A 25,061-nucleotide genomic window follows, 5' to 3' on the forward strand; every position below is an offset into this window, starting at 1 on the left:
GCTGCGGGTGCCTCCTTCCCCTTCTCCCCGTCAGAACGGGGAGAAGGTGCCCGACAGGGCGGATGAGGGGCTTGGGGCTCTCATCACCACCAGCGGATGCCATCGGAATCCTGAACACATGATAGCAGTCTCCATTCTCAATCGCCTGCTCATGGCCGCAGCTACGCTATTTGGCGTGGCGTTGATCGTCTTCGTACTGCTGCGCGTCGTTCCGGGCGATCCGATTGCGATGATGATATCGCCGGGGGCAAGTCCCGCCGATATCGCCGCCCTGCGTGCCCATTACGGCCTCGACGCCAGCCTACCGGTGCAATTCGGCATCTGGCTGAAATCGGTTCTGACGGGCGATTTCGGCACCTCGATCTCCTTGAAGCGTGACGTTCTCTCCTTGCTCGGCGAACGCCTGCCGGCGACGCTGGAACTTGCTTTTGCAGCCCTCATCCTTGCTGTTCTCTTGGGCGGCGCCGTGGCGATAACAGGCACACTTGTCCGGCGCACGCCGCTGGAACCCGTCATCGACAGCCTCAACGGGCTCTTTCTCGCCGTGCCGGATTTCGTCTGGGCACTCGCCCTCGTGCTGGTCCTCGGCGTCCTCTTTCCGCTTTTCCCGCTCTCCGGCCGCATCGATCCGAGTATCGATGCGCAATTCGCGACACCTTTCTATCTCATCGAAAGCCTGGTGACTTTCCGCTTCCAGATATCAGCCGATATCGCGTCCCATATGGTCATGCCGGTGCTGGCGCTCGGCCTGCCGCTCGCCGCCATTATCGCCCGCGTGCTGAAGGCAACGCTCTCGGAGGCAATGGTGCAGGACTATATCCTGCTCGCCAAACTCAAAGGCATGTCGAACCTGCGCCTGGTGCTGCAAGAAGCGCTCCGCAACGCTGTTGGCCCGACGATCGCACTCACCGGCGTGCAATTCACCTTCCTGATCGGCGGCACCGTCATCGTCGAGCGCATCTTCGCCTATCCCGGCATCGGCAATATGGCGATCGACGCCGTCATCAATCGCGACCTGCCGCTGATCCAAGGTCTTGTGCTGGTCTTCGGCGCCCTCTTCATTCTCATCAATCTGGCCGTCGACCTGTTGGTGGCTGCGTTCAATCCGAGGCTCGCCCATGGCTGATGTCGCCGCGACTGCCTCCCCCAAACCGTCGCGCACCGCCATGCGGCTGCGCGCGCTGCTGTCGGAACCGAAGGTGATCTTCGGCGGCGGCTTCATCCTGATCCTGATCATCCTTGCGATCTTCGCGCCCTATATCGCGCCGAAAGACCCGCTGGAGCAGGATCTGATGTCCGGCACCCTGCCGCCCGTTTGGCTCAATGGCTCCGATCCGGGCTTTCTCCTTGGCACGGACGATCTCGGCCGCGACGTGCTGTCTCGTGCCATCTTCGGTTCGCGCGTCGCCCTTACCGTCGCTTTCGTTGCGGCGGGCTTGGCAGCCCTAATCGGCACGCTGCTCGGCCTCGTCGCCGGCTGGTATGGCGGCTGGATCGACAAGGTGATTTCCCGCCTCGTCGATATCTGGATGGCCTTTCCGCCGGTGTTGCTATCGATCCTCTTGGTCGCGGTCTTCGGCTCCGGCGTGCATTCGGTCATCGCTGCCATCGTCATCATCGACTGGACGCGCTTCTGCCGCGTCATACGCTCAGAAACCCAGGCTCAGGCACAGATGGACTATGTCACCGCCGCTCGCACGATCGGCTTCTCGCGCGCAAAAATCCTGTTCAGCGAAATCCTGCCGAATGTCGCGCCGGTGCTGATCGCCCTCGTCAGCCTGGAGATGGGCATCGCCGTCATCGTCGAGGCCATCCTTTCCTTCGTCGGCCTGTCGGTTTCGTCAGACACGCCTACCTGGGGTGGCATGATCGCCCAAGGGAGGCAGATCATCTATGACGGCTGGTGGGTGCTCGTCGTGCCGCTCATTGCCCTCTTTGCCACGGTGCTGGCCTTCAACCAGCTCGGCGACGGCCTGCGCCGCGCCCTTGATCCGGTCATGCGCCGATGACCGAACCGCTCCTCTCCATCACCGGCTTGAACGCCATCTCCGACCGCGACGGCGGCGCACCGATCCTGCGCAATGTCTCGCTGACATTGGAGCGCGGCGAAGTCCGCGGCCTCGTCGGCGAAAGCGGTGCCGGCAAATCCACGATCGCCAAGGCCCTGCTCGGCATCCTGCCGCGCACCGTGCGCGTTACCCATGGCTCCATTCTGTTCGAAAGCCGCGATCTGCTGAAGCTGCCAGCGAGGGACCTTCGCGACATCATGGGCAACGAGATTTCCCTGATCCCGCAGGACCCGCAAACCGCCCTCAATCCCGGCCGCCGCATCGAGGCACAACTGACCGACGGCTTGCGGCTGAAGCGCGGCCTGTCTTCGCGCGATGCCAGGCTGAAGGCTCTAAAGTTGCTGGAGGAGGTGCATATCCGCGATCCCGAACGCGTGTTGCGCGCCTATCCGCACGAACTTTCCGGCGGCATGCGCCAGCGCATATTGATCGCCGCCGCCTTCGCGCTGGAGCCGAAATTGGTGGTCGCCGACGAGCCGACTACGGCCCTCGATGTCACGGTGCAGAAACAGATCCTGCGGCTGATCCGTGGCCTGCAGGAGGCACACGGCACCGCCGTCATCTTCGTCACCCATGATCTCGGTGTCGTCGCACAGATCTGCGATACTGTCACCTTGCTCTATGCCGGCAAGGTCATCGAGGAAGGCCGCACCGCCGATGTGCTCGGCAATCCGCAACACGTCTATACGAAATCCCTCATCGCCGCCGGCCCGCGCTATGATCGGCCCGATGCCGGGCTGACGCCGGTGCCGCAAGCGGTCTTCGAACAATTGCGCCGTGAGATCGGCATTCGGGAGGGCGGAAGATGAGTCAATCCGACATCCTCCTTTCCGCAAAAGGCCTCGACGTCATCTACGGCGCCAAACGCCATCTGTTCGGCCCGGGTGACAGCGGCAACAAGGTGCTGCACAGCGTCGATATCGATATCCGCCGCGGCGAGACCGTCGGTATCGTCGGCGAAAGCGGTTCCGGCAAGACGACGCTCGGTCGGGCGCTGCTGCGGCTGGTCGACCCCTCCGCCGGCAGGATCCATTTCGACGGCAAGGACATCACCCATATGCCGGATGCCGAGATGCGGCCGCTGCGCCGGCGCATGCAGATGATCTTCCAGGACCCGATGGCGTCGCTCAATCCGCGCCATACGATCCGCCGTATCCTGGTTGAACCGCTGCTGCTGCATGGACTGGCAACCGACCGGCAGGCCGCCGAACGCCGCGTCGCGGCGATCCTCGACCGGGTGACGCTGCCGCATGCCTGTCTCGACCGCAATCCGCATGAACTTTCCGGGGGCCAGCGTCAGCGCATCGGGATCGCCCGCGCCGCCCTGCTCGAGCCGGATTTCGTGCTTGCCGACGAAATCGTCTCAGGCCTCGATGTCTCGACGCAGGCGCAGGTGCTGAATTTGCTGAAGGAGCTTTCCCGCGACCTCGGCCTGTCCATGGCCTTTATCAGCCACGACCTCTCCGTCATTCGCGCTGTTTGCGATCGCGTCTATGTGATGCGCCGCGGCCGCGTCGTAGAGGAAGGAGATTGCGAACGTGTCTTTGCGGCGCCAGCCTCTGGCTACACCCGCATGCTGCTCGACGCCATACCATTGCCGGAGATCGACCCGACCTGGCTCGGCCGCGCAACCGCGCAGGAGGATGCGGCGTAAGCCAGCTATTTAAGTCGGAAGCGCTGGATCTTGCCCGATTCCGTTTTCGGTAAAGCGTCCACGAAGACGATCGACCGTGGATATTTGTAGGGCGCGATCACTGCTTTGACGTGATTCTGCAGCGTCTTCACCAGCAAATCCGAGCCGGCGATGCCGGGCATCAATACCACATGTGCCTGAACGATATGGCCACGATCTTCGTCCGGCTTACCGATGACGGCGCATTCCAGCACGTCGGCATGCGATAGAAGTGCCGCCTCCACTTCCGGCCCGGCGATATTATAGCCGGCGGAAAGAATAATATCGTCGGAGCGTGCGGCGAAATGGAAATAGCCGTCTTCATCCTCGATGAAGCTGTCGCCGGTCAGGTTCCAGCCATCCCTGACATAATTGGCCTGCCGGTCGTCGGCGAGATAGCGGCACCCGATCGGGCCGCGAACCGCGAGCTTGCCGATCGTGCCGCGCGGAACTTCGTTCATGTCATCATCGACGACGCGCGTCTCATAGCCGGCAAGCGGCTTGCCGGTGCAGTTGGGCTTGGCGTCGTCGACCCGGTTGGAAATGAAAATATGCAGCAACTCGGTCGAGCCGATACCGTCGAGGATCGGCTTTCCGGTCTTTCGCGTCCATTCTTCGAAGATCGGCCCCGGCAGCGTCTCGCCGGCGGAAACCGCAATGCGGAGGGAGGAAAGGTCCGCCCCGTCCTCCATCGCCGTCAGCATGGCGCGATAGGCGGTCGGCGCGGTAAAGCTGATCGTCGCGCCATATTCCTGAATAATCTCGATCATATTCTTCGGCGAGGCGTTTTCGAGAAGCGCCGTCGACGCTCCGAACCGCAACGGGAACACGACGAGACCCCCAAGCCCGAAGGTAAAGGCGATCGGCGGCGAGCCGATGAAAACATCCTCTGGCGTGACCTGCAGGACTTCTTTGGCATAGGCATCGGCGATGATAAGGATGTCCCGATGGAAATGCATGGTGGCCTTGGGAACGCCCGTCGACCCCGAGGTGAAACCGAGCAGTGCGACATCGTCCCGCCCTGTCCTTGCCGCCTCGAAACGCACCGGTTTGTTGAGCGCGATACGGTCAAGCTCGGCATCGTGATTGGCGGTGCCGTCGAAGCCGACGACCTGCTTCAGAAACCGGCTATCCTTCGCCGCCGCAACGAGTTCTTCCAGCAACCTCGTGTCGCAGAGAGCGAAGAAGATTTCCGCCTTATCGATGATCTTCGAGAGTTCGCCTGCTCTCAGCATCGGCATGGTGTTGACCGCGACAGCGCCGACCTTAGTCACCGCCAGCCAGCAGGCAATCATCGCCGGATTGTTGCCCGAGCGGATCAGAACGCGATTGCCGGGCTTGATACCGAAATTCTCGACGAGCGCATGAGCGATGCGATTGGTCCAGTCCGCCAGTTCCTTGTAGGTACGCCGGCGGCCGTTGCCGATCAGCGCGACGTGATCGCCGAAGCCGCGCTCGACCATGCGGTCGCTGAGCTCGACACCCGCATTCAACCAGTCGGGATAGTCGAAACCATCCAGCAACAGCTCCGGCCATTCCCCCGCCGGCGGCAGGTTGTCCCGCGTGAATGTATCGGCATGACCGGTCGGTCCAAGCATGGTTCGCTCCCGCATTCCTCTCGACCCAATTGCCACCCAACACCCAATCTCCCGGCAGCGCGTGCGGCATTGTCGAAAATGATTGCACCGAAGACACAAATGTTCAAGCAAGAAATTTTAAGCCTAAAATAATTTCTAATGAGCATTGATTCCAAAGCATATTTCGATCTTATTGCACCGTCGGGATCGGATTTCGTGCGGGAAATCCCGCAAGACAACTCTTGACGAATGATGGCGACAAGATATTTTAAACTTAAATAATTCGAGTGACCCGACTTCGGCGTCACAGGAGGGATAAGCGATGCAAATCGTCTGTATCGGCGGCGGACCCGCGGGGCTCTATTTCGGGCTTCTGATGAAGAAGCTGCATCCCGAACATTCGATCAAGGTCGTCGAGCGCAACCGTCCTTACGACACCTTTGGCTGGGGCGTCGTCTTCTCCGATGCCACCATGGTGTCGATGCGCGAATGGGATCCGGAAAGCGCCACCGAAATCGAGGACGCCTTCAATCATTGGGACGATATCGAGGTCTGGTTCAAGGGCACGCGCCAGCGCACCTCCGGCCACGGCTTCGTCGGCATCGGCCGCAAGAAGCTGTTGAATATCCTGCAGAAACGCTGCGAAGCGCTGGGCGTCGAGCTGATCTTCGAAACGGAGGTCACCTCCGACCTCGATTTCCCCGACGCCGATCTGATCATTGGTTCGGACGGCCTGAACTCGAAGATCCGCAACCACTATCCCGACGTTTTCCAGCCGGACATGATCACCCGTCCGAACCGCTATATCTGGCTCGGCACCAACAAGCTCTTCGACGCCTTCACCTTCGATTTCCGCAAGAGCGAGCATGGCTGGTTCCAGGCGCATATCTACAAATTCGACGACAAGACCTCGACCTTCATCGTCGAAACCACCGAGGAAGCCTATCTCGCCCACGGTCTCGACAAGATGGAGCAGGACGGCTCGATCGCCTTCTGCGAAAATCTGTTTTCCGAAGTGCTCGACGGCGCGTCGCTGATGACCAATGCCCGCCATATCCGCGGCTCGGCCTGGCTGAACTTCAGCCGGCTGATCTGCGGCAAGTGGAGTCATTTCAACGGCAATTCGCATGTCGTGCTAATGGGCGACGCCGCCCACACCGCCCATTTCGCCATCGGCTCCGGCACCAAACTTGCGATTGACGACGCCATCGAGCTGACCCGGCAATTCCAGATTCACGGGCACAGCAGGGACAAGATACCGGCTGTTCTCGAAACCTATGAGGAGATCCGCCACGTCGACGTCGCCCGCATCCAGAATGCGGCGCGCAACGCGATGGAATGGTTCGAAGTGGTCGGACGGCGCTATGCCGACACGCTCGAACCCGAGCAGTTCATGTATTCGATGCTGACCCGCTCCCAGCGCATCAGCCACGAGAATCTGCGACTGCGGGATAAGAGCTGGCTGGAGGGCTACGAGCGTTGGTTCGCCAGGAAATCGGGCCTTGCCGTCGGCAACGACCGCTGCCTGCCACCGATGTTCACGCCCTATCAGCTACGCGACGTGACGCTCATCAACCGTATCGTCGTCTCGCCGATGGCGATGTATTCGGCGGAAAACGGCGTCATGAACGATTTTCACATCATCCATCTCGGTTCGCGGGCGCTCGGCGGCGCCGGCCTCGTTTTTGCGGAAATGACCTGCGTCACGCCGGATGCCCGCATCACCCCCGGCTGCCTTGGCCTCTGGAACGAAGAACAGGCGGCACAATGGAAGCGGCTTGTCGATTTCGTGCATTCAAACAGCGCCGCCAAAATCGGCATCCAGCTCGGCCATGCCGGCCGTAAAGGCGCAACGAAAGTGGCTTGGGAAGGGATCGATCAGCCGGTCGCCGAAGGCGAATGGCCGCTGATCTCAGCCTCCGCTGTCCCCTACCTCAAGAACAGTCAGACACCGAAGGCCATGGACCGTGCCGACATGGATCGCGTCAAGGCCGATTTCGTCCGCGCGACGGAGCTAGCGATCACCACCGGCGCTGACTGGCTGGAGCTGCACTGCGCCCACGGCTATCTCCTGTCGAGCTTCCTGTCGCCGCTCACCAATCTGCGGGAAGATGAATATGGCGGCAGCCATGAAAACCGCGCCCGTTACCCCCTCGAAATCTTCCGGGCCATGCGTGCAATTTGGCCGGAGGACAAGCCCATGTCCGTCCGTCTTTCCTGCCATGACTGGACCGATGGCGGCAACACGCCGGAAGATGCGGCAATTTTTGCGGCCATGTTCAAGAATGCCGGTGCCGACCTGATCGATTGCTCATCCGGTCAGGTGTCGAAGGAGGAAAAGCCGGTCTATGGCCGCCTGTTCCAGACGCCGTTCTCCGACAAGATCCGCAATGAAATCGGCATTCCGACCATTGCCGTCGGCGCGATCTCGGAGGCCGACCACGCAAATTCGATCATCGCGGCCGGCCGCGCCGATCTCTGCGCCGTCGCCCGTGCGCATCTGGCCGATCCCGCCTGGTCGCTGCACGAAGCCGCCAAGATCGGCCTGACCTCGATCCCCTGGCCGAAGCAATATCTCTCCGGCAAGACGCAATACGAAACCAATCTTGCCCGCGCGGCCGCCACCGCGCCGGCGAAGTGAGGCACGCATGACGACGTCTGGCAAACTCGCGAACCGTCACGCCCTCGTCACCGGCGCCGGGAGCGGCATCGGCGCGGCGATCGCGCGGGCGCTCGCGGCGGAGGGCGCACGCGTGACGCTTGCTGGGCGAAGAAAGGAACCGCTGGAGGTCGTCGCCGCCGAGATCGGCGCGAATGCCATCGTCGTCGACGGTTTCGACGTCACCAGCGTCGAAGCGATCGCGAGTGGGCTGAACATTGCGCGCGAAAAATTCGGTCCTGTCGATATTCTCGTCAACAATGCCGGCGAAGCACCGACTGCGCCTTTCGAAAAAACCAGCCTGGATATGTGGAACCACGTCCTGACGGTCGATCTCACCGGCGTTTTCCTGGTGACGCAGGCCGCCCTACCGGACCTCAAAGCGCATGGCGCCGGCGCGCGCATCATCAACATTGCCTCGACGGCGGGCCTGACCGGCTACGGCTACGTATCCGCCTATGTTGCCGCCAAGCACGGCGTCGTCGGCCTGACGCGGTCACTGGCGCTGGAGCTTGCAAAGACTGGCATCACCGTCAATGCCGTCTGCCCCGGTTTCACCGATACACCGATCATCGAACGCTCGATCGCCACCATCGCCGCCAAGACGGGACGCACGGCGGAACAGGCGCTTACGGAATTCACCAAATCCAATCCGCAGGGACGGCTCGTCAAACCCGAGGAGGTTGCGGACACCGTTCTATGGCTGGCATCGCCGGCGGCGGCATCGATCAATGGACAGGCAATCGCGGTTGCCGGTGGGGAGGTTTTAGCGGGATGAGCGATCGGGACATGACGATGCAGGGCCATCTCAAGCCCTTCAAAGATTACAAGCCGCAACATTTCCTCTGGGAGGTCAGCGATGACGGCCGCGTCGCTACGATCCGGCTGAACCGGCCGGAACGTAAAAACCCGCTGACCTTCGACAGCTATGCCGAGCTGCGCGATCTCTTCCGTGATCTCACCTATGCATCGGATATACGCGCCGTGGTGTTGACCGGAGCGGGCGGCAATTTCTCTTCCGGCGGCGATGTCTTCGAGATCATCGAGCCGCTGACCCGCATGGCGATGCCCGAGCTTCTCGCCTTCACCCGCATGACCGGCGATCTGGTGAAGGCCATGCGCAAGTGCCCTCAGCCGATCATTTCCGCCGTCGACGGTATCTGCGCCGGTGCCGGTGCCATCCTCGCCATGGCCTCCGACTTGCGCTTGGCGACGTTCGAAGCCAAGACGGCTTTCCTCTTCACCCGCGTCGGCCTCGCCGGCGCCGATATGGGCGCATGCGGCATCCTTCCCCGCATCATCGGCCAAGGCCGTGCCGCCGAACTGCTGTTCACCGGCCGCTCGATGACATCGGCTGAGGGCCATGCCTGGGGTTTTTACAACAGCCTGCATGTGAGCGCCGATCTGGAGCAGGAAGCCGTCAAGCGCGCCCGCTCGCTGGCCGATGGGCCATGGTTCGCCCATGGCATGACCAAGACCATGCTGAACCAGGAATGGGCAATGGGTATCGACGAGATGATCGAATCCGAGGCGCAAGCCCAAGCGGTTTGCATGGCAACTCAGGATTTCCGCCGCGCCTTCGAGGCCTTCGCCGCCAAGCGCAAGCCTGAATTCCAGGGGAATTGAGGCGATGTCCGCGATATCAAGCCTCTCCGGTCCGAACCGGGATCATCTGGATTGGCCGTTCTTCGATGAACGCCACGGTGAATTCGCGGCTGAAGTGGACGCTTTCGCCAAATCTCCGGTTATGGCCGCCATCGACCACAGGGATGTCGACGGCGCTTGCCGCAAGCTGGTCAAGGCGCTTGGCAGTGCCGGCCTCCTCGCGGCAGCAACCGGCACCTCAGATAGTGATCCGCTGATCGATTGCCGCCTCGTCTGCCTCGCCCGCGAAACGCTCGCATGGCACGATGGTCTTGCCGATTTCGCCTTCGCCATGCAGGGCCTCGGCACCAGCGCAATCGGCCTTTCCGGCTCACCGGAACTGCGTGCCGCCGTGCTCCCGAAAGTTCGCGCCGGCGACTGGCTTTCCGCCTTCGCATTGTCGGAAAAGGATGCCGGCTCGGATGTTGCGGCGATGAGCTGTGCGGCCCGCGTCGATGGCGATCACTATGTCCTCGACGGTGAAAAGACCTGGATCTCCAATGGTGGCATCGCCGACGTCTACACCGTGTTTGCCCGCACCGGCGAGGCGCCGGGCACGCGCGGCATTTCCGCCTTCGTTATCTTCGCTGACGATCCGGGCTTCTCGATCGCCGAACGCATCGAAGTGATCGCGCCGCATCCGCTGGCGACGATCCGGTTCGAGAATTGCCGCATTCCCGCCTCGCGGCGTCTCGGCGCGCCGGGCGAAGGCTTCAAGATTGCCATGCGCACGCTCGATATCTTTCGCGCCTCCGTTGCCGCCGCCAGCCTTGGCTTTGCGCGGCGGGCGCTGGATGAATCGCTGGCGCATGTCCGCACGCGACCGATGTTCGGCGCGACGCTCGGCGACCTTCAGTTGACGCAAGCAGCCCTCGGCGATATGGCGACCGGCATCGACGCGGCGGCCTTGCTCACCTATCGGGCGGCCTGGCGTCGCGACGTGCAGCATCTGCCGACGACGCGCGAGGCGGCCATGGCCAAGATGGCGGCCACGGAAACCGCGCAAGCCGTCATCGACCGCGCCGTCCAGCTTTTCGGCGGACGCGGCGTCAAGGCAGGAGAAATAACGGAAAAACTCTATCGGGAGATACGCGCACTTCGTATTTACGAAGGTGCGACGGAGGTTCAGAAACTGATCGTTGCGCGCGAACTTCTGAAGACAAATTGATGGAGATTGAGAGCATGAGCCGCGAGATTTTCGACTGGGCCGACCCGTTCCGGCTGACGGAGCAGTTGAGCGACGATGAACGCATGGTGCTTGATACCGCACATTCCTACGCGCAGGAGAAACTGGCGCCCCGCGTCCTCGAAGCCTTCCGCCATGAGAAGACCGACCCGTCGATCTTCCGTGAAATGGGCGAACTCGGCCTGCTCGGTCCGACGATCGCGCCGGAGCACGGCGGCGCCGGCCTTGGCTATGTCGCCTATGGCCTGATCGCCCGTGAGGTCGAGCGCGTCGACAGCGGCTACCGCTCGATGATGAGCGTGCAATCCTCGCTCGTCATGGTGCCGATCAATGCCTTCGGTTCAGAAGAACAGAAGCAGAAGTATCTGCCGAAGCTCGCCACCGGCGAATGGATCGGCTGCTTCGGCCTCACGGAACCTAACCACGGCTCCGATCCCGGCTCGATGGTGACCCGCGCCAAAAAGGTCGATGGCGGCTATAGCCTGACCGGTGCCAAGACCTGGATTTCTAATGCACCGATCGCCGACGTCTTCGTCGTCTGGGCCAAGACTGAAGACGGCGTTATCAGAGGCTTCATCCTGGAAAAGAGCTGGAAGGGCCTGTCAGCCCCCGCAATCCACGGCAAGGTGGGCCTGCGCGCCTCCATCACCGGCGAAGTCGTCATGGACAACGTCTTCGTGCCGGAAGAAAACCTGCTGCCGAACGTTTCCGGCCTCAAAGGCCCCTTCACCTGCCTGAACTCGGCCCGCTTCGGCATTGCGTGGGGCGCTCTCGGCGCGGCCGAGGATTGCTACGCCAAGGCGCGGCAATATGTGCTCGACCGCAAACAGTTCGGCCGGCCGCTCGCTGCCAACCAGCTCATCCAGAAGAAGCTTGCCGACATGGTGACCGAGATCACCCTCGGCCTGCAGGGTTGCCTGAGGCTCGGCCGCTTGAAGGAAGACGGCCATCCGCCGGTGGAGCTAACCTCGATCCTGAAGCGCAATAGCTGTGGCAAGGCGCTCGAGATCGCCCGCGCCGCCCGCGACATGCTCGGCGGCAACGGCATTTCCGACGAGTTCGGTATCGCCCGCCATCTCGTCAACCTCGAAGTCGTCAACACCTACGAAGGCACGCACGACATCCACGCCCTCATCCTCGGCCGTGCCATCACCGGCATCGCCGCTTTTTCGAACTGAGGCCGGCCTTGGCATTCAAAACCACCAGACCCCTGCGCTTCGGAGACTGCGATCCCTCGGGGATCGCCTATTTCCCGTCGTATCTGAACATCCTCGTCGGGGTGCTGGAGGATTTTTTCGGCTCGTTGGGTTTTCCCTGGAAGGCGCTGGTCAACGACCGCCGCATCGGCGTGCCGACCGTACGGCTCGACTTGACCTTCGTGCGCCCTGGCTTTCAGGGCGATGAGCTTGATTTCATGGTGGCGGTGCGCGGCATCGGTCGTTCCTCGCTCGATCTGGAACATCAGGTTTCGGCGAATGGTCAAGTCCTATGGACCGCCCGCCATCGTGTCGTTTCCACCTCCCTCGACACTCATCAATCGCTTGCGTGGCCGGACGATATCCGCGCTGCGCTGACCTCTCATCTGGAGATGACCGATGCACACCATCCTGCAACCTGAAGGCTGGGCCAAGCCGATCGGCTATGCCAATGGCATGGCGGCGACCGGTCGCATGGTGTTCGTCGGCGGACAGGTCGGCTGGAACGCCGCTTGCGAATTCGAGAGCGACGATTTCGTCGAGCAGGTGCGCCAGACGCTGAAGAATGTCGTCGCCATTCTCGCCGAGGGCGGCGCCAAGCCGCAGCACATCACCTCGATGACCTGGTATTTCACGGACAAGAGCGAATATCTCGCCAATCTCAAGGGCATCGGCCAGGTCTATCGCGAGATCATCGGCCGGCATTTTCCGGCCATGGCCGCCGTGCAGGTCGTCGCCCTCGTAGAGGACCGCGCCAAGATCGAGATCCAGGCGACCGCCGTTATTCCGGAATAGGGTGGGCTCACCATGTCGGCATCGCGCTTTTCGGATACTGTTTCGGCGACGCTGACCGATGACGTTCTCGTCGTCACCATCGACAATCCGCCCGTCAACGCGCTCTCGGCCGATGTCCGCGCCGGTTTGATGGCGGCACTCGATCATGCCGAAAAGGATAGTGCAGTCGTTGCCGTCATATTGACGGGGACCGGAAACACCTTCATCGGCGGCGCCGACATCAAGGAGTTCGGCAAGCCGCCGATCGAGCCGCTGCTGCCGCTGGTTATCGCCCGCGTCGAAAAGTTTGCCAAACCCGTTGTCGCCGCCATCAACGGTGCAGCCTTGGGGGGCGGCCTGGAAGTGGCGCTTGCCTGCCATGAGCGTATTGCCAGCCCTTCCGCGAAAATCGGCCTGCCGGAAGTCAAGCTCGGCATCGTTCCCGGTGCCGGCGGTACGCAACGCCTGCCACGCCTGATCGGCACCGTCGCAGCCATCGAACTGATCGCCAACGGCCGCATTGTCTTGGCCAATGAAGCGGACAAGCTCGGTATCATCGATAGCCTGATCGAAAACTCGCTGATCGACTCAGCTATTGTCAGCGCCAGAAGCGCAGCCGATGTCCCTTTGAGACGTACCGGTACATTGCCCGTCCCGCCAGGCTCTCAGGAAGCCATCGACAAAGCGGCCGCGGAAGCGCTTCGCAAGGCGCGTGGTCAGCGAGCGCCCGCCGAAGCCGTCCGTCTTATTCGCATAGCCGCGACGACATCGCTGGCGGAAGGGCTCGCCGAGGAACGCCGCACGTTCGTCACCCTTCGCGATAGCGATGAGGCAGCGGCGCTACGCCACGTCTTCTTTGCGGAACGCGCCGCCGGCAAGGTCGACGGCCTGGAAAAGGTCTCGCCGCGCAAAATCAAAACCGTAGGTATCGTCGGTACCGGCCTGATGGGGTCCGGCATTGCGGTGGCCGCGCTGAACGCCGGCTATGGCGTCATCGGTATCGAGCAAACCCGCGAAGCTGCAGACAAGGGCCGTGAGCGCATAGCCGGCATCCTCGACAAGGCCGTGCAATCAGGCCGCCTCGATACCGCAGGCCGGGACGATCGCCTGAGCCGGCTGACGGTCGCCGCCGATGCGGCAGAACTCGCGCAAGCCGATCTGGTCATCGAGGCCGTCTTCGATGATCTGACCGTCAAGACCGAGCTTTTCCAACGCCTCGACGGTATCCTTCGCACCGACGCCATCCTTGCAACCAACACAAGCTATCTCGACCCTGATGCCATTGCCACCGCAACCGCCCATCCCGAGCGGGTCGTCGGCCTGCACTTCTTCTCGCCCGCCAACATCATGCGGCTGCTGGAGGTCGTGAACTGCAAAAGGACTGCGCCGGATGTGCTCGCCAGCGCGCTGGCCTTCGCCAAGCGGCTTGGCAAACTTCCCATCGTCTGCGGCGTCACCGAAGGCTTCATCGGCAATCGCATTTTTTCCGCCTATCGCCGAGAGGCCGAATTCATGGTCGAAGACGGCGCGCTGCCGCATGAAATCGATGCGGCGCTGGAGGTCTATGGCTTCCCCATGGGCCTCTTTGCCGTCTACGATATGGCCGGCCTCGAAATCGCCTGGGCGCGGCGCAAACGCCAGGCGGCAACGCGCGATCCCGCCGCCCGCTATGTCGTCATCGCCGATCGCCTCTGCGAAGCCGGTCGCTTCGGCCAAAAGGTTGGGCGCGGCTGGTACAGCTATCCGGATGGCAAGCGCACGGTGGACGCCGAAGTCACGGCGCTGATCAAAGCCGCCCGCGCGGAAAAGGACATAACACCAAAGAGCTTTACCGCAGATGAGATCGTCACCCGGCTGTTGAAGGCCATGGCGGATGAAGGCGATGCACTCCTGGCCGAGGGGATCGCCGCCCGCGCCAGCGATATCGATCTGGTGATGATCAACGGCTACGGCTTTCCGCCTCACAAGGGCGGCCCGATGTTCGCGGCTGGGCGTCGCTGAAAATCATCAAGCCGCCGATGAGAGCAGCGTGAACAGCTCCTGCGGCCGGTTGACGCCGCGTAGCGCATAGCGGCCGACGGAGACAAGATCGTTGCTCTGGCTGGATGACAGCGCCTCAACGAAATTCGACGACATCAGGATGTTGCGGTCGGCCGAACGGCACATGGAGGCGATGCGGCTGACCTCGTTGACGGCGGGGCCGATGACGGTGAAATCCAGCCGGTCCATGCTGCCGATATTGCCGTAGAAGACATCGCCGATATGCAGGCCGAGATAGACGTCGGTTACCGGCCTGCCCTCAATCTGCCGCTGGGCATTGAGATCACGCAGCCGCTGGCGCAGCAGCGATTCCGCCATCAGCGCCGCAGCGCAGGCATCGCCTGAATCGCGCGCCTTGAAGATCGCCAGCGTGCCATCGCCGATCAGTTTCAGCACGTTGCCGCCCGCTTCGTGGATCGAGGAAATCACGGCGTCAGCATACGCGTTCAGCATCGGAATAATTTCGTCGGGCTCGGCCGTGTCCGAAATGCGGGTATAGTTCGCGAGGTCGGAGAACCATAGCGCCGCCGAGATGCGCTCGGCCTTACCGCGTGTGATCTTGCCTTCGAGGACATGCCGAGCGGCATCTTCGCCCAGATAGACCTCGGCGATGGTGCGGGCAATGCGTCCCATGGCGGTGCATTTGATCGCCAAGGCCAGCGCGGGTGTAAGCTTGCGCAGAACGCGCAGGTCCTCGTCAGGGAAACCCACTCCGGCGGTGGTGGCGAAATGAGAATAGAAACAATCCATCTCGCCGATGGTGCCCCCTTCCTCGAACCGGTGCACCAGAGCGAGGTAGTCGGTATGACCATCGGTCTTCAGCGTATCGAGTCCGAAGAAATCGATCGGGTCGCCGAAGCCGATGCGGCGACGCACCTCGTCCCCGCCTGTCGTCAGCAAATGATAGAAGGAGGAACGCTGCCAGTTCTCGGCGGCGATCCCCTGATGCGACGGGCCATATTCGAACTCGCGTTCGACCACCTGGTTGCCGTCCCAGCGGAAGGCGCGGCCTTCATAGACCGGGTGCAGCGTATCCATCAGCGCCATGGCTCGGTCGACATTGAGGCCACGCTCGCGGCATCCCTCGCAGAAACCTGCCAGGATGTCGGCTTCCCCCATGCCCTTAAGGCCGCTCTGCATGAGCCAGGAGGCGATTTCGCCAATGTCCTTATCGTTCATGGATATCTCCCGACCCAGAATAGATTCGGTTTAATACGAAATAGGCAGCCTTGGAACGCCGCACAACGCAAATAGGCCAATAGAAAACAAACGATCGCCGCTCCTGTGGCACAGAGGCGGCGATTCGACTCATTGAGATGGTGTAGCAGGACGACCGATTCAATCTTTCACATGCGGCTTCAACAGATCTTCCAATCCGATGTGGCGGAAGAGTTCGGCGCGGACGCGGTCGGCGACGCCGTTGACGATTTCCGCGCCGTCTTCAGAGGGATCGATATGGGTGCGGAACGGACGCGTCCCGAAGGGCATGTTGACGACATCGACGATGGCGGTGGCGACCGAGGCGGCATCCGCATCGGCGGGCTCCAGCGAAGCCAGACCCCTCAGCGCGCGGTCCGGAACGCCGGCATAGGGACCATTGTCGTATTCGGCTGCGCGAGCCTTGTCGGCGGGGGCGCCGGAATGGGCAAAGTGATTGGTGCCCTTGGTAAAGGCGCCGGGTACGATGATGGCGGTCTCGATGCCCCAGCGGGTCAGTTCGGAGGCGTAGGAGACGGCAAGCGAATCCATGGCGGCCTTGGCGGCGAAATAGGGCGAAAGATACGGCGGAGTGCCGCCGCGGGCGCTGGACGATGATACCCAAACCACCAGGCCCTTGCCCTGCTTGCGCAGATGGGGAAGTGCCGCACGATTGACGCGCTGAGTGCTCAGGACATTGATGTCGTAGAGCTGGGCGAACTGTTCCGGCGTGAAGGCTTCCGCTGGACCGAAGGACATATGGCCGGCATTGTGAATGATGACGTCGATACGGCCTTCTTGCTCAATAACCCTAGCGATACCAGCTTCGACGGAGGCATCCGAGGCGACGTCGAGTTCGACCGCCTTGAGGTCCATGCCATTCTCCTTGGCGAAGGCGGCGACCTCGGCCACTCGCGGCGAATTGCGCCCTTCTGTTTCGCGCATACTGGCATAGACGGTGTGGCCAGCCTTGGCGAGGGCACGGGCAGTGAGCGCGCCGAAGCCGCTCGATGCACCGGTGATGACGATAACTTGCTTGCTCATGATCCTGTTCCTTTCGAGGTGGCTATGCTGCGACTGGGGGAGGCTCAGATCATGCCGCCGTTGGCGCGCAACGTCTGGCCGTTGATCCATGCGCCATCGGGACCGGCGAGGAAGGAGACGGCAGCGGCGATGTCTTCCGGCGTGCCCAACCGTTCCAGCGGGTTCATCTTGGCCATGCGGTCGATCAGTTCATCGCTCTTGCCGTTGAGGAAGAGGTCGGTAGCTGTCGGGCCAGGGGCGACGGCGTTGACGGTGATCGAGCGGCCGCGCATTTCCTTGGACATGATGCCGGTCAGCGTTTCGACGGCGGCTTTGGTGGCGGCGTAGACGCCGTAAGTCTCAAGCTTGAGCCCGACGATGCTGGTGGAAAGATTGATGATGCGGCCGCCGTCGCGCAGACGCTTGCCGGCTTCCCGCAGCGTGTTGAACGTGCCCTTCAGATTGATGGCGATATGCCGGTCGAAATGGCCATCGTCGGCATCGGCGATCTTGGCGAGCTGCATGATGCCGGCGTTGTTGACGAGGACGTCGACACCACCAAAAGCGGCTTCGGCGGCATCGAACATGCGACGCACGGCTTCGGCATCGGAAACATCGGCCTTGACGGTCAGCGCCTTACCGCCCTTCTCCTCGATTTTGCGGGCCAGCTCCTCGGCGGCGGCTTCGCTGCCGGAGTAGTTGATGACGACGGTGAAGCCGTCCTTTGCGAGGCGTTCCGCAATCGCGGCGCCGATGCCGCGTGACGCGCCGGTAACGATCGCTACCTTGTTGGAATTATTGGTCATTGTCTTCATCCTTTGCTGTGAGTGCGCCGCAGCGCGTTTCGATGAGAGGAAGATGCCTCTTTTCAGTCGACGGATAATCAGCCATTATTCGGCATCACTATCCGAAATTGCCGAACAAAGAAAAATGGACAGATTCGATGCCATGCGGGTGTTTTCCCGCGTCGTAGAGCGGCGCAGCTTCACTCTGGCGGCCGAAGACACCGGTCTGCCGCGCTCCACCGTTACGGATGCCGTCAAACAACTGGAGGCGCGGCTCGGCGTTCGCCTGCTGCAGCGAACGACACGGCATGTCAGCCCGACACTGGATGGCGAGGCCTATTATCAACGCTGTCTGCGCATTCTATCCGACATTGAAGATGCCGAGGGTGCCTTTGCGGGCGCCAAGCCGAAGGGCCTCCTGCGCGTCGATGTGCACGGCACGCTGGCTCGGCATTTCGTATTGCCGAACCTGCCGTCTTTCCTTGCGACCTATCCGGAAATCGAGCTCTATATGACCGAGGGCGACCGCTTCGTTGACCTCGTTCGCGAAGGCATCGATTGCGTGCTGCGCGTCGGCACGCCACAGGACAGCGACATGATCGCCCGCCGCGTCGCCCTGCTGGAGGAAATCACCCTGGCCGCGCCTGCCTATATCGAGCGCTTCGGCATGCCTCTGCATCCAGAAGCTCTCGACGGCCACCGCATGGTCGGCTTCCGCTCCTCGGCGACGGGTGGATTGCTGCCGCTGGAATTCATCGTCGACGGGGCGGTGCGCGGCATTACCCTGCCCGCGACGGTCTCGGTCAATGCCGCCGAAAGTTATTTTTCAGCGGCCAAGCTCGGCCTGGGCCTGATCCAGGTGCCGCGCTATCACGCCGAACATGCCTTGAAATCCGGCGAGCTGGTTCATGTCCTCAAGGACTTTCCACTCACGAAGACACCCGTCTCCATGCTCTATCCCCGCAGCCGCCAACTCTCCCCACGCGTACGCGTCTTCATCGACTGGCTCGTCAAGGTTTTTGCCAGACAGAGCGACACGGAAAGCGGGGTCGGATGAATATTCCCTCGAACCGATCAAATAAATGAAATCGGCTCTTTGAATGCGCCGACAGGGCTCCTACGTCGAAAGGGATATTCTCGCCGGCGCCAGGCCGCCAGGAACCAGTGATGTTCGAGAGGGATGGACCCCATGACTGAACAGAAGCAACTGAAGCTTGGGGCCTTCATGCGCCCCGTCAGCCTGCATACGGGCGCATGGCGCTATCCCGGCTCCTATCCGGATGCGAATTTCAATTTCAAGCACATCAAGAGTTTTGCGCAGGCGCTGGAACAGGCAAAATTCGATGCCTTCTTCATGGCCGATCACCTCGCCGTGCTGAACATGCCCGTCGAGGCGTTGAAGCGCAGCCATACCGTGACCTCCTTCGAGCCCTTCACGCTGCTGTCGGCGCTTGCCGCCGTCACCGAAAAGATCGGCCTTGTCGCCACGGCCTCCACCACCTTCGACCAGCCCTATCACATCGCCCGCCGTTTCGCCTCTCTCGACCATATCAGCGGCGGTCGCGCCGGCTGGAATATCGTCACCACATCCAATCCGGACGCGGCGCTGAATTTCGGCCTTGAAGAGCACATGGAGCATGGCGAGCGCTATCACCGCGCCCGCGAATTCTACGATGTCGTCACCGGCCTCTGGGACAGCTTCGCCGACGACGCTTTCCTCCGTGATGCCGAAAGCGGCATCTTCTTCGACCCGCAAAAGATGCATGTGCTTGCCCACAAGGGCGAGGAGCTGAGCGTCCGCGGGCCGCTCAACATTGCCCGCCCGCCGCAGGGCTGGCCGGTGATCGTCCAGGCCGGACAATCGGATGCCGGCCGCCAGCTTGCCGCCGAAACGGCGGAAGCGGTTTTCGCCGCTCCTCGCAATCTCGCCGACGGCAAGGCGATCTTCGCCGACATCAAGGGCCGGATGCGGCGCATCGGCCGCAACCCGGATCACCTGAAAATCCTTCCTGCCGCCTTCATCGTCGTCGGCGATACCGTCGAGGAGGCGAAGGCCAAGCGTGCCAAGCTCGACAGCCTCGTCCATTACGAAAGCGCCATCGCCTCGCTGTCGATCGCTCTGGGCCACGACGCCTCTGGTTTCGACCCTGACGGCCCGCTGCCAAAAATCTCGGAAACCAATGCCAGCAAGAGTGGCCGCGAGCGCGTCATTGCATTGGCGGAGGAGGAGAAGCTGACCGTGCGCCAGCTTGCCCAGCGCCTTGGCGGCTATGCCGGCCTCGCCTTCATCGGCACGCCGCAGGCGATCGCCGACGAGATGGAACAATGGCTGCACGAGGAAGGCTCCGACGGCTTCAATGTCGTCTTCCCCTTCCTGCCGCAGGGCCTGCAGGACGTAACCACGCGTGTCGTTCCGGAACTGCAGCGCCGCGGTATCTTCCGTCGCGAATACGAGGGCACGACATTGCGTGATCATCTCGGCTTGCCGCGCCCGCAGAACCGGTTCTTCTCCAAAGCGGCGCAGTGAAAGACAACAGCCGATGAGCCATATCACACCAATCGATTACGATACCGCCTCCGACGCCGTCCGCGCCGAACATGACCGCGAAGTGCAACTGCGCGGCCGCATGACCAATATGAAGCGGACGCTGCTGCATTCGCCGGTGGCACACCGCATCTATGCCGAATGGTTCACGCTGCGCGAAGAGCTCCGCCCGGCGCTGGACGACCGCGCGGTCTGGCTTTTCTGCCATGCGATTTCGCTGGAAAGCCGCTCGATCATCCCGGTCGGCTTTTTCCGCCGTGCGCTGATCAATGCCGGCCTGGCGCCGGAAACCATCGTACCCACCGAAGACGAGGCATTATTGATCGATTTCGGCAAGGCCATCGTCAGGGATTCCAACGCCGTGCCGGAAGAATTATGGGACCGGCTGAAGGCGCGTTATGACGAACCCACGCTCGCAAACCTCGTCGCTTTCGCCGGCATCATGATCGCCACCGCGATCTACAACAATGTGGTGAAGGTGGATATCGATCCGGAGCTTGGGCCGTATTTGGAGGGATTTGAGCTACCCTCGAAGTAACGAAAAGCCATTCAATCCAATCTCACCCCGAAATCACCGTCTCGAACTTGGGATTCCCCCGGATCGTATTGCTGACCGTGCAGATCTCGTCCTCGGCGGCATGCGCGATGGCGTTACGAATCTCGTCGCCGAAATCGCCCTTGATGGTGAAGGCGATGTTGAATTTTTCGACGCGCGTCAGCCCTTCCGTCGCCTTTTCGCCAGTCACGACGGCGGTGACCTCCGTCAGCTTGTCGAGCACGCCGAGGCTGCTCGCAGCCATACGGGCGCTGAGCACGAGGCAGGCGGACAAAGAGGAATAAAGCAGGTCGAGCGGATTGAAGCCCGGCTGCGACGGCGAGGTGACGATATCGATCTCACCGCCTGTCACCGTCGTCACATGCGGAAGGCCGGTGCGGCCGACCGTCGCCGTCGCGCCGGTCTGTCTCGTCTTCACCTTCAGTTCGGCCATCTTGAAAATCCCTCGGATATAATCGTTGAAACTGCTCCCCAAAACATAGGGATTCCCCTCACAGGACACAATTGGCGTTCCCTGCCCTTGCGCGTTCGCGTCAGTTGAGTCACCAAATGGTTACTAGCCCATCGCAGACAGGCAGATTTCGACATGACCGTTTCCGATCCCCGCGCCTTCCTCACCTCCCTCTTCGATGCCGCCGTCCGCGCCGCCGATCCCTTGACCGGCATCCGCGCCCATCTACCGGCAAAACCGAAAGGGCGGACGATCGTCATCGGTGCCGGCAAGGGCTCGGCGCAGATGGCAGCCGCCCTGGAGCAATGCTGGGACGGACCGCTGGAAGGGCTGGTGGTGACGCGTTATGGCTTCGCCACCCCATGCCGCCACATCGAAATCATCGAAGCCGCTCATCCCGTGCCTGACGAGGCCGGCCTCGTCGCCTCCGGTCGACTGTTGAAACTGGTTGAGGGATTGACCGAGGATGACCTGGTGATTGCGCTGATCTCCGGCGGCGGTTCGGCGCTGCTGCCCTCTCCGGCGGGCGCCCTTACCCTTGCCGACGAGATCGCCGTCAACAAGGCACTGCTCGCCTCCGGCGCGCCGATTTCGGCGATGAACGTCATCCGCAAGCATCTATCGACCATCAAGGGCGGCCGCCTCGCGGCATCGGCCTATCCGGCAAAGGTCGTCTCGCTGGTGGTCTCAGACATTCCGGGCGACGATCCGGCCCTCGTCGCCTCCGGTCCGACCGTTCCCGGCGCCGGCACGCGCGCCGAAGCGCTCGACCTCATCCGCCTCTACCGCATCGAGCTGCCCGCCGCCGTTCTGGCACATATCGAAAAGCCGGAAGCTGATGCACCGCGGCCAGATGACCCGCGCTTTGCAGCCAACGAGGTGCATGTCATCGCCTCGGCCGGTGTCTCGCTGGAAGCCGCGGCCAAAGCGGCGCGCGAGGCCGGCATCGAGGCAGCGATCCTGTCCGATGCGATCGAAGGTGAAGCGCGGGAGGCAGCGCATGTACATGCCGCCGTCGCCCGCGAGATCCTGCATCGCAACCGGCCTTTCACCAAGCCGATCGTGTTGCTGTCGGGTGGTGAGACGACGGTAACGCTGACCGGCAAGGGCAAGGGCGGCCGAAACTCTGAATTTCTGCTATCGCTCGCGATCGACATCGACAGTCACGCCGGCATCCACGCCATGGCGGCCGATACCGATGGCATCGACGGCAGCGAGGACAATGCCGGCGCCTTTGCTGATGCAAGCACGGTGGCGCGGCTGCGCAAGGCTGGGCTGGTACCCGCCGAAATGCTGAGAAACAACGACGCCTGGTCGGCGTTCAACGCGATCGGTGACCTCTTCGTACCCGGACCGACGGGAACGAATGTCAATGATTTCCGAGCCATCCTGATCGCTTGATCGAAAGGACCGGACGATATCAGTGATTGGTGGGGCAATCCTCGCAGCGCCAGTAGGCCGGCGCTGTCGATGTCCACCGAAAGAAATGGCGATGACAATGGACGCATTCGATTTCGACGACATGCGTTTTTTGGGCAATGACGAACGGCTTAGGTTTGCTGTTGCGCTCGTTCTTCCATTGCTCAAGCTTCGTGACGGCCATCATTTTCCCCCAACTCATTACTTTCCGCCTCGATTATGACTTACCTAAAGTAGACTGCCCTTATGAAAGAATTATTGCGAGCGTGAGAAGGCACTTATCCCGCACATTTTCAAAGCGCTAATACGAAAGATCGAACAAACAGCTTCACTCTAATCCTTTCGGATTAGCCCGGATCGACTGAAGCACGAGTTGCTCGTCCCGATACGGATTGCCTTCTTTCGCCCGGTTCGGATTTCGGAGCCGCGACCCAGTCGGGATTCGGCAGCAGAAATTATCTCTGCGGCACTAGACGCAGCGAAAGGCTCTCTTACCTAAAATATGATTTTGGAGGGACCATCATGTACCATTTCCGCCAGCGGATAATATCCGCGGCCACTATCTTTGCCTTCGGGCTCTTTTCCATTACTACCGTTCAAGCCGCAGCACCGCAGCCGGTCGAAGCCGAGCATGGGATGGTGGTGACTGCCCAGCATCTCGCGACCGATGTCGGCGTCAACGTACTGAAGAGCGGCGGCAACGCCGTGGATGCTGCAGTTGCGGTCGGCTATGCCTTGGCTGTGGTCTATCCGGTCGCAGGCAATATCGGCGGCGGTGGCTTCATGACCATCCGGCTGAAGGACGGCAAGACAGCCTTCCTCGATTTCCGCGAGCGCGCGCCACTCGCCGCGACCAAGACCATGTATCTCGATGACAAAGGCAATGTCGTCAAAGGCGCAAGCACGGACGGCTATCTCGCCGTCGGCGTGCCGGGTTCCGTCATGGGCTTCGAGACCGCGCGTGAGAAATATGGCACGAAATCCCGCCAGGAACTGATGGCGCCCGCAATCCGGTATGCCAAGGAAGGTTTTACCCTGAACCAGGCCGATGCCGCGGAGCTCAACCACGGCAAGAAATGGCTGGCGCGCGATCCGGCCACCGCCGCAATCTTCGTCAAAGGGGACGGCAAACCCTTCGCCACCGGCGATACATTGATCCAGCCGGAGCTTGGCGCGGCCCTCTCCAGCATTTCGGAACAAGGTCCTGATGGCTTCTATAAGGGCTCGACCGCCGATGCGATCGTCAAGGCCAGCCACGATAAGGGTGGCATCCTGGCCAAGGAGGATTTCGAGCAATACAAGGTCCGCGAACTCGACCCGGTGAAATGCAATTACCGGGGCTATGAGATCATCTCCTCACCACCGCCCTCTTCCGGCGGCGTGATCATCTGCGAGATCCTCAACGTGCTGGAAGGCTATCCGCTTTCCTTTACCGGCTACGCTTCGGCTGACACCGTGCATCTCATGGTCGAGGCCATGCGCCATGCCTACGTCGATCGCAATTCCGCGCTCGGCGATCCCGATTTCGTCGACAATCCCGTCAGCAAGCTGCTGGATAAGGACTACGCAAAGAAGATCCGCGACAGCATCGATCCCTATCGCGCCGGCGTCTCCAAGGATCTGATGCCGAAGGGCCTCGGCGAGAGCCATGAGACGACGCATTATTCGATCATCGACAATGACGGCAATGCGGTTGCCGTCACCTATACGCTGAACGGCTCCTTCGGGGCCGGCGTGGTCGCACCCGGCACCGGCATCCTGCTCAACAACGAGATGGACGACTTCACCGCCAAGCCGGGTGTACCGAACCTCTACGGTCTGGTTCAAGGCGAGGCCAACGCCGTCCAGCCGAAGAAGACACCGCTTTCCTCCATGAGCCCGACGATTGTCGCCAAGGACGGCAAGCCCTTCATGGTGATCGGCAGCCCCGGCGGCGCGCGCATCATCACCATTACGCTCGAAGCGATCGTCAACGTCATCGATTTCGGCATGGATATTCAGCAGGCGATCGACGCACCGCGGATACATCATCAGTGGCTGCCGGATAAGGTCTATACCGAGCCCTACACGCTGTCTCCCGACACGATCAAACTGCTGACCGGCATGGGCTATAATGTCCAGGTCGGCGGCGATTGGCCGGTCTGGGGTCAGGCCGCCGGCATCCTCGTCGGCGGCAAGAGCCTCGGTCAAATCGCCGAGGGAGGCGGCGCGCGCTATAACGGCGCAATGGATAGCCGCGCCGGCTCGGGCTTGGCTGAAGGGTACTGA

Annotated in this window: 22 protein-coding genes; 17 read left to right on the top strand and 5 right to left on the bottom strand. The window is 61.8% G+C overall.

All coding sequences use genetic code 11. The features are described 5' to 3' along the window. Positions 1–118: 118 nt before the first annotated feature. From NXC24_RS15345 to NXC24_RS15360, 4 genes are read left to right on the top strand one after another with little or no spacing between them, the layout of a single operon-like run. Positions 119–1,126: an ABC transporter permease gene (locus NXC24_RS15345; protein ID WP_104824086.1), complete on the top strand. Its 1,008-nt coding sequence runs from the start codon at positions 119–121 to the stop codon at positions 1,124–1,126. After that, positions 1,119–2,009 carry an ABC transporter permease gene (locus NXC24_RS15350; RefSeq protein ID WP_104824087.1) on the top strand — a complete coding sequence of 297 codons (891 nt, stop codon included), beginning with the start codon at positions 1,119–1,121 and terminating at the stop codon, positions 2,007–2,009. The genes NXC24_RS15345 and NXC24_RS15350 overlap by 8 nt, the downstream gene beginning before the upstream one ends. After that, complete coding sequence (locus NXC24_RS15355; protein ID WP_104824088.1) at positions 2,006–2,878, top strand: ABC transporter ATP-binding protein; 873 nt, start codon at positions 2,006–2,008, stop codon at positions 2,876–2,878. The genes NXC24_RS15350 and NXC24_RS15355 overlap by 4 nt, the downstream gene beginning before the upstream one ends. After that, the gene (locus NXC24_RS15360) at positions 2,875–3,723 is read left to right on the top strand and encodes an ATP-binding cassette domain-containing protein (RefSeq protein ID WP_104824089.1); all 849 of its coding nucleotides are present in this window, start codon (positions 2,875–2,877) and stop codon (positions 3,721–3,723) included. Before NXC24_RS15355 ends, NXC24_RS15360 begins: the two co-directional genes overlap by 4 nt. 5 nt (positions 3,724–3,728) lie before the next feature. Here the strand turns inward: NXC24_RS15360 and NXC24_RS15365 are convergent, their stop codons facing one another. After that, entirely contained in the window at positions 3,729–5,339 is a 1,611-nt protein-coding gene (locus NXC24_RS15365; RefSeq protein ID WP_104824090.1) for an AMP-binding protein, read from the bottom strand. A 301-nt stretch (positions 5,340–5,640) separates the two neighbouring features. Between NXC24_RS15365 and NXC24_RS15370 the strand changes: the two genes are divergently transcribed. Genes NXC24_RS15370 through NXC24_RS15405 form a run of 8 tightly spaced genes read left to right on the top strand, consistent with a single transcriptional unit; the run spans position 5,641 to position 14,778 of the window. Continuing rightward, positions 5,641–7,959: a bifunctional salicylyl-CoA 5-hydroxylase/oxidoreductase gene (locus NXC24_RS15370; RefSeq protein ID WP_104824091.1), complete on the top strand. Its 2,319-nt coding sequence runs from the start codon at positions 5,641–5,643 to the stop codon at positions 7,957–7,959. A gap of 7 nt (positions 7,960–7,966) precedes the next feature. Then, complete coding sequence (locus NXC24_RS15375; protein WP_104824092.1) at positions 7,967–8,755, top strand: SDR family NAD(P)-dependent oxidoreductase; 789 nt, start codon at positions 7,967–7,969, stop codon at positions 8,753–8,755. After that, a complete protein-coding gene (locus NXC24_RS15380; RefSeq protein ID WP_104824093.1) occupies positions 8,752–9,603 on the top strand; it encodes an enoyl-CoA hydratase family protein in 852 nt (283 codons plus the stop codon). Before NXC24_RS15375 ends, NXC24_RS15380 begins: the two co-directional genes overlap by 4 nt. 4 nt (positions 9,604–9,607) lie before the next feature. Beyond that, positions 9,608–10,789: an acyl-CoA dehydrogenase family protein gene (locus NXC24_RS15385; RefSeq protein WP_104824094.1), complete on the top strand. Its 1,182-nt coding sequence runs from the start codon at positions 9,608–9,610 to the stop codon at positions 10,787–10,789. Positions 10,790–10,803: 14 nt separating this feature from the next. Continuing rightward, complete coding sequence (locus NXC24_RS15390; RefSeq protein WP_104825185.1) at positions 10,804–11,985, top strand: acyl-CoA dehydrogenase; 1,182 nt, start codon at positions 10,804–10,806, stop codon at positions 11,983–11,985. A gap of 8 nt (positions 11,986–11,993) precedes the next feature. After that, on the top strand, positions 11,994–12,425 hold the full coding sequence (locus NXC24_RS15395) for a thioesterase family protein (protein ID WP_104824095.1): 432 nt from the start codon (positions 11,994–11,996) through the stop codon (positions 12,423–12,425). Next, positions 12,403–12,798, top strand: coding sequence for a RidA family protein (locus tag NXC24_RS15400; protein ID WP_104824096.1), 396 nt, complete (start codon positions 12,403–12,405; stop codon positions 12,796–12,798). The genes NXC24_RS15395 and NXC24_RS15400 overlap by 23 nt, the downstream gene beginning before the upstream one ends. A gap of 12 nt (positions 12,799–12,810) precedes the next feature. Next, positions 12,811–14,778 (top strand): 3-hydroxyacyl-CoA dehydrogenase NAD-binding domain-containing protein, encoded by a 1,968-nt coding sequence (locus tag NXC24_RS15405; RefSeq protein ID WP_104824097.1) that lies wholly within the window; start codon positions 12,811–12,813, stop codon positions 14,776–14,778. A gap of 6 nt (positions 14,779–14,784) precedes the next feature. On the opposite strand, the gene NXC24_RS15410 is transcribed toward NXC24_RS15405, so the two are convergent. The 3 genes from NXC24_RS15410 to NXC24_RS15420 all read right to left on the bottom strand — a co-directional run bounded on the left by NXC24_RS15410 (position 14,785) and on the right by NXC24_RS15420 (position 17,843). Next, positions 14,785–15,996: an adenylate/guanylate cyclase domain-containing protein gene (locus NXC24_RS15410; RefSeq protein WP_104824098.1), complete on the bottom strand. Its 1,212-nt coding sequence runs from the start codon at positions 15,994–15,996 to the stop codon at positions 14,785–14,787. 159 nt (positions 15,997–16,155) lie between these two features. Beyond that, positions 16,156–17,058, bottom strand: coding sequence for an SDR family oxidoreductase (locus NXC24_RS15415; protein WP_104824099.1), 903 nt, complete (start codon positions 17,056–17,058; stop codon positions 16,156–16,158). Positions 17,059–17,102: 44 nt separating this feature from the next. Further along, entirely contained in the window at positions 17,103–17,843 is a 741-nt protein-coding gene (locus NXC24_RS15420; RefSeq protein WP_104824100.1) for an SDR family oxidoreductase, read from the bottom strand. 124 nt (positions 17,844–17,967) lie between these two features. Here NXC24_RS15420 and NXC24_RS15425 point away from each other — a divergent pair, with 124 nt between their 5' ends. The 3 genes from NXC24_RS15425 (at position 17,968) to NXC24_RS15435 (ending at position 20,905) form a co-directional block, all read left to right on the top strand. Then, entirely contained in the window at positions 17,968–18,879 is a 912-nt protein-coding gene (locus NXC24_RS15425) for a LysR family transcriptional regulator (RefSeq protein WP_104824101.1), read from the top strand. Positions 18,880–19,011: 132 nt separating this feature from the next. After that, on the top strand, positions 19,012–20,349 hold the full coding sequence (locus tag NXC24_RS15430; RefSeq protein WP_104825186.1) for an LLM class flavin-dependent oxidoreductase: 1,338 nt from the start codon (positions 19,012–19,014) through the stop codon (positions 20,347–20,349). Positions 20,350–20,362: 13 nt separating this feature from the next. Next, a complete protein-coding gene (locus tag NXC24_RS15435; RefSeq protein ID WP_104824102.1) occupies positions 20,363–20,905 on the top strand; it encodes a hypothetical protein in 543 nt (180 codons plus the stop codon). Between the two features lie 22 nt (positions 20,906–20,927). On the opposite strand, the gene NXC24_RS15440 is transcribed toward NXC24_RS15435, so the two are convergent. Then, the gene (locus NXC24_RS15440; RefSeq protein ID WP_104824103.1) at positions 20,928–21,356 is read right to left on the bottom strand and encodes an OsmC family protein; all 429 of its coding nucleotides are present in this window, start codon (positions 21,354–21,356) and stop codon (positions 20,928–20,930) included. A 153-nt stretch (positions 21,357–21,509) separates the two neighbouring features. On the opposite strand from NXC24_RS15440, the gene NXC24_RS15445 reads away from it, so the two are divergent. Further along, on the top strand, positions 21,510–22,775 hold the full coding sequence (locus NXC24_RS15445; RefSeq protein ID WP_104824104.1) for a glycerate kinase: 1,266 nt from the start codon (positions 21,510–21,512) through the stop codon (positions 22,773–22,775). Positions 22,776–23,315: 540 nt separating this feature from the next. Next, on the top strand, positions 23,316–25,061 hold the full coding sequence (gene ggt / locus NXC24_RS15455) for a gamma-glutamyltransferase (RefSeq protein WP_104824105.1): 1,746 nt from the start codon (positions 23,316–23,318) through the stop codon (positions 25,059–25,061).

It is taken from the genome of Rhizobium sp. NXC24, from assembly GCF_002944315.1.
Lineage (GTDB): Bacteria > Pseudomonadota > Alphaproteobacteria > Rhizobiales > Rhizobiaceae > Rhizobium.

Coding starts and splice junctions, on each gene's coding strand:
- NXC24_RS15355 (WP_104824088.1), top strand. CDS start 2,006: ATGACCGAACCGCTCCTCTCCATCACCGGCTTGAACGCCATCTCCGAC.
- NXC24_RS15385 (WP_104824094.1), top strand. CDS start 9,608: ATGTCCGCGATATCAAGCCTCTCCGGTCCGAACCGGGATCATCTGGAT.
- NXC24_RS15365 (WP_104824090.1), bottom strand. CDS start 5,339: ATGCTTGGACCGACCGGTCATGCCGATACATTCACGCGGGACAACCTG.
- NXC24_RS15405 (WP_104824097.1), top strand. CDS start 12,811: ATGTCGGCATCGCGCTTTTCGGATACTGTTTCGGCGACGCTGACCGAT.
- NXC24_RS15345 (WP_104824086.1), top strand. CDS start 119: ATGATAGCAGTCTCCATTCTCAATCGCCTGCTCATGGCCGCAGCTACG.
- NXC24_RS15360 (WP_104824089.1), top strand. CDS start 2,875: ATGAGTCAATCCGACATCCTCCTTTCCGCAAAAGGCCTCGACGTCATC.
- NXC24_RS15350 (WP_104824087.1), top strand. CDS start 1,119: ATGGCTGATGTCGCCGCGACTGCCTCCCCCAAACCGTCGCGCACCGCC.
- NXC24_RS15390 (WP_104825185.1), top strand. CDS start 10,804: ATGAGCCGCGAGATTTTCGACTGGGCCGACCCGTTCCGGCTGACGGAG.
- NXC24_RS15370 (WP_104824091.1), top strand. CDS start 5,641: ATGCAAATCGTCTGTATCGGCGGCGGACCCGCGGGGCTCTATTTCGGG.
- NXC24_RS15445 (WP_104824104.1), top strand. CDS start 21,510: ATGACCGTTTCCGATCCCCGCGCCTTCCTCACCTCCCTCTTCGATGCC.
- NXC24_RS15425 (WP_104824101.1), top strand. CDS start 17,968: ATGGACAGATTCGATGCCATGCGGGTGTTTTCCCGCGTCGTAGAGCGG.
- ggt (WP_104824105.1), top strand. CDS start 23,316: ATGTACCATTTCCGCCAGCGGATAATATCCGCGGCCACTATCTTTGCC.
- NXC24_RS15375 (WP_104824092.1), top strand. CDS start 7,967: ATGACGACGTCTGGCAAACTCGCGAACCGTCACGCCCTCGTCACCGGC.
- NXC24_RS15435 (WP_104824102.1), top strand. CDS start 20,363: ATGAGCCATATCACACCAATCGATTACGATACCGCCTCCGACGCCGTC.
- NXC24_RS15400 (WP_104824096.1), top strand. CDS start 12,403: ATGCACACCATCCTGCAACCTGAAGGCTGGGCCAAGCCGATCGGCTAT.
- NXC24_RS15410 (WP_104824098.1), bottom strand. CDS start 15,996: ATGAACGATAAGGACATTGGCGAAATCGCCTCCTGGCTCATGCAGAGC.
- NXC24_RS15440 (WP_104824103.1), bottom strand. CDS start 21,356: ATGGCCGAACTGAAGGTGAAGACGAGACAGACCGGCGCGACGGCGACG.
- NXC24_RS15430 (WP_104825186.1), top strand. CDS start 19,012: ATGACTGAACAGAAGCAACTGAAGCTTGGGGCCTTCATGCGCCCCGTC.
- NXC24_RS15380 (WP_104824093.1), top strand. CDS start 8,752: ATGAGCGATCGGGACATGACGATGCAGGGCCATCTCAAGCCCTTCAAA.
- NXC24_RS15420 (WP_104824100.1), bottom strand. CDS start 17,843: ATGACCAATAATTCCAACAAGGTAGCGATCGTTACCGGCGCGTCACGC.
- NXC24_RS15415 (WP_104824099.1), bottom strand. CDS start 17,058: ATGAGCAAGCAAGTTATCGTCATCACCGGTGCATCGAGCGGCTTCGGC.